Genomic DNA, 3,174 nt, shown 5'->3' with positions numbered 1-3,174 from the left:
TGGAATATAGCAACTTGTTGCCAAATGCATGAGGAAAAAGCAGCATAGCCAAAAGAAAATATAGCAGAACTGTAAAATATAAAAGAGGTTGTGCCAACGTTTTGACACAACCTCATTCGGTTCTTCCATATATGGAAATATATGTTTTGATAATGTGTTATTATGTCTTGATTTTTATATAACTCATATTGCTTTTTTCTTTTTCTGTTCCTCAAAGATACAAAATAAAAAGAGGAAAGTCAATAGCTAATCTTATTTTAATGGAAGTATAAGCAGAAAACGTGCACCATTGGTGTAGCTCTTGTCTACTTTGACTTCTCCATGTAATCGTTCGGCTATGGTGCGGCATATATTCAGTCCCAGTCCTGATCCCTGTTTGAACTCATCCAACTTCTTGAAGCGTTCGAATACACTATCCATCTTGTCGGCAGGGATGCCCGGCCCGGTGTCGCTGACAGAGAACGTGATTCTGTCGGGATACTCGGTCAGTGAACAATGCAGATGGATTTCCCCTTTTTCTGTGTGCTTCTCTGCGTTGGTAAGGAAGTTGATAAGCACTTGTTGCAGGCGTTGTTCATCTGTGGTGATCTGGAAATCGTCTGCCACTTCGGAGGTATAATAAAGCTTCACTCCTTCCGCTTTTCGATCCATTACGGTAGAGAGTATGAGCCTGCACATTTCGTTGCAATGGCAGGAAGTCAGGTTCATGGTGTATTTGCCGCTTTCCAGTGCGGAAAGGTCAAGAATATCGTTGACAAGCGTGGTGAGCAGTTCGGAGTTGTGTTGGACGAGCGAGCTGAATTCTAGCTTTTCCTCATCTTCCAATGGCAGATCCGGGTTGGATAATAATTGTGAGAATCCTACGATGGCATTGAGCGGGGTACGGATTTCGTGGCTCATGTTCTGCATGAAATGAGTCTTCATCTTGTCTGCCTGTTCGGCACGGTCGCGGGCAATCGTCAGTTCTTCGTTCTTCTCTTGCAGTTGTCTGATTGATTTTCTGCGTAGATAAAGGTAGAGCGTGAGGGCTATGGCAAAGAAACAGAAGAATATCAGGATGAATTTCAATATCATCAGCTGGCGTTCGGATTCTGCCTGTTTAGCTACCATAAGACTCTGTGTACGTTCGGTTTCCGCTTTGAATTGTGCGAGCTCCAGGTTACGGTTTTTTAGTAGTAGCTCGTTATTTTCGGCGTTCATCTTCTCGATTTCCACTTGCGATTTCGTTTGCTGCAGTTCGAGCGTTGTCTTTTGCAGGTTTAATTGTGTGTTTTCCAGTTGCAAGGCTTGCGCTTTTCTTTTCAGTTGTTCGTTGCCGATACGCACATTCAGTTCCGACAGGTCGGCAGTCTGTATGAGTTGGTTCAGAGAATCCTGTAAACTCTGGAGCTTCTGAAGCGCTTGGTAAGCGTCTTTGTACTTCTGCTCTTTTGCGTAAATATTTGCCTGAAAAGCTATTCTCTCATGTAAGATAGAGGTGGAGTCGGCGAGAGCATGCGCTTTATCATATTGTTGGTTGAGTATATAATTGTATATCTTCAACTTATTCAGTTCATTCCTTCTGGTTTCACCATGTTTTTCGGTCGCTTTTAAACATTCCTGATAATAGCTTTTGAACTCTTCCTCCCTGTCGAGCGCGTATAAAAGTGTGCATTTGCGCAGCATACAGGCGTATTTGTTGGTTGAAGTCTTGGCACATTTGATCCCTTTCTCAGCATTCTCGTAGGCTGCTTCATATTGCTTCAGGTTTTGTTGGAGCATGGATATGTTCCAGTATATATAAGACAAATCCTGTTCAGGGAGCTTCTCCTGTGTGTATACCAGTGATTGTTGGTAGTAATCCAGTGCCGTCCGGTATTCTCTGCGCGCAAAGTAAATGTTTCCCATCATTCGCAGGCAAGTGGAGATACCGTAGGGATAGTCGTCGGCAAATGCCTGTTCTTTAGTCAATTCAGCCTCCTGGAGCGCACGCAGGGTATTACCTGTGTTCATCAGGTAATTAACTTTGTAGATGCTGCCAAAGTAGTAATATTGCAGGTAGTTGTTCTTTCGGGATATCTCCTGAAGCCTGCTGATTGCTTTCTCCAGTAATTCCGTTTTCCCATTATTGAAATAGTAGATTACCGGAATGGTAAGAGCGAGGCATTGTGCCTTTTTATCGTTGATCCGGATGGCTTTGGTATAGATAGTATCAGCTATTTCCAGTCCGGTTGCGTTGTTACGGTGTTTAGTTGCCTCCTCATAAAGTAGATAAAGAGAGTGGTCTATCTTGTACGGATTGTCCTGCGCCTTGGTTGGAAGGAGAGATCCGATAAAGGTGAACAACAAACATATACTGATGTACCTGACTATTTTCATCTTGATAACTATGGATTTACAGTGTTCTTATTGTTTATTTATGGCATTGTTATATTCGTATTCTTTGGCGGGAATCACCCACATCCAGTTGTTGGCGTCTTCCGGGTTGATAGTTACGGCTGCGTTGGTCATGTAGTTTCCTCCATCTTCGAAGGTGTGGCGTACGATGGTGTCTTTGCGCCGTTTGAAGTCAAACCAGCTGAATCCTTCGCCCCATAGTTCGATGCGGCGGTAGAACTTTATTTCGTCGAGCAGTGCCTGACCGCTCTTGTCGCAAGTATATTGAGGGTCGCGTCCGCTGTCGCGGATCAGTTCTTTCAGTAATTGCCTTGCTTCCGCTTCTTTTGGAGGCGTCAGGTGACAGTTGGCTTCTGCTTCGATGAGATACATCTCCGAACTGCGGAAAAGGTTGAAAGGCATGGCGCCTACTTTGTCGATACACTTAAATTTGAACGACATATAAGCGTATATTTTTGCCGAAGTATTCAAGTCGGGATACACCCCTTGGGCGTAACTGGTGAGTGCACTTCCGCCCAGACCATTGTTTGTTATACCACCCGTGTTATAAGTATATTCGAGCGGATCGAGAAAAAGTCCCCTGCGGATATCACTTTCCGGTAATGCGTCGTACAGTTCACGGTTGATACAGGCCGGATAAGTGCATACAAGAGTAGAGGAGGAGTTGTATGCAAGGCGTGCGGCAACCTTAGATTTGCAGCATCAAAATATTTATCTTTGAATTGATATTGAAAGGAAAGCAAAAGGAAAACCATCAGCGGCAATAGAAGTCAAGTCTAAGTCCCTATTCGGTCCTTT

Annotated in this window: 2 protein-coding genes; both read right to left on the bottom strand. The window is 44.0% G+C overall.

All coding sequences use genetic code 11. The features are described from left to right. Window positions 1-252: 252 nt before the first annotated feature. The gene (locus tag N5O98_RS26960) at window positions 253-2,358 is read right to left on the bottom strand and encodes an ATP-binding protein (RefSeq protein ID WP_022199493.1); all 2,106 of its coding nucleotides are present in this window, start codon (window positions 2,356-2,358) and stop codon (window positions 253-255) included. A 27-nt stretch (window positions 2,359-2,385) separates the two neighbouring features. Beyond that, window positions 2,386-2,817 (bottom strand): RagB/SusD family nutrient uptake outer membrane protein, encoded by a 432-nt coding sequence (locus tag N5O98_RS26955; protein WP_022199494.1) that lies wholly within the window; start codon window positions 2,815-2,817, stop codon window positions 2,386-2,388. Window positions 2,818-3,174: the final 357 nt, after the last annotated feature.

This window comes from Bacteroides sp. LFL-34 (assembly GCF_027257075.1).
Lineage (GTDB): Bacteria > Bacteroidota > Bacteroidia > Bacteroidales > Bacteroidaceae > Bacteroides > Bacteroides ovatus.
This window is presented reverse-complemented; position numbering and strand designations above follow the sequence as displayed.

Bases quoted from the DNA above. Each gene is read 5' to 3' on its own strand.
- N5O98_RS26955 (WP_022199494.1), bottom strand. From the start codon at position 2,817: ATGTCGTTCAAATTTAAGTGTATCGACAAAGTAGGCGCCATGCCTTTC.
- N5O98_RS26960 (WP_022199493.1), bottom strand. From the start codon at position 2,358: ATGAAAATAGTCAGGTACATCAGTATATGTTTGTTGTTCACCTTTATC.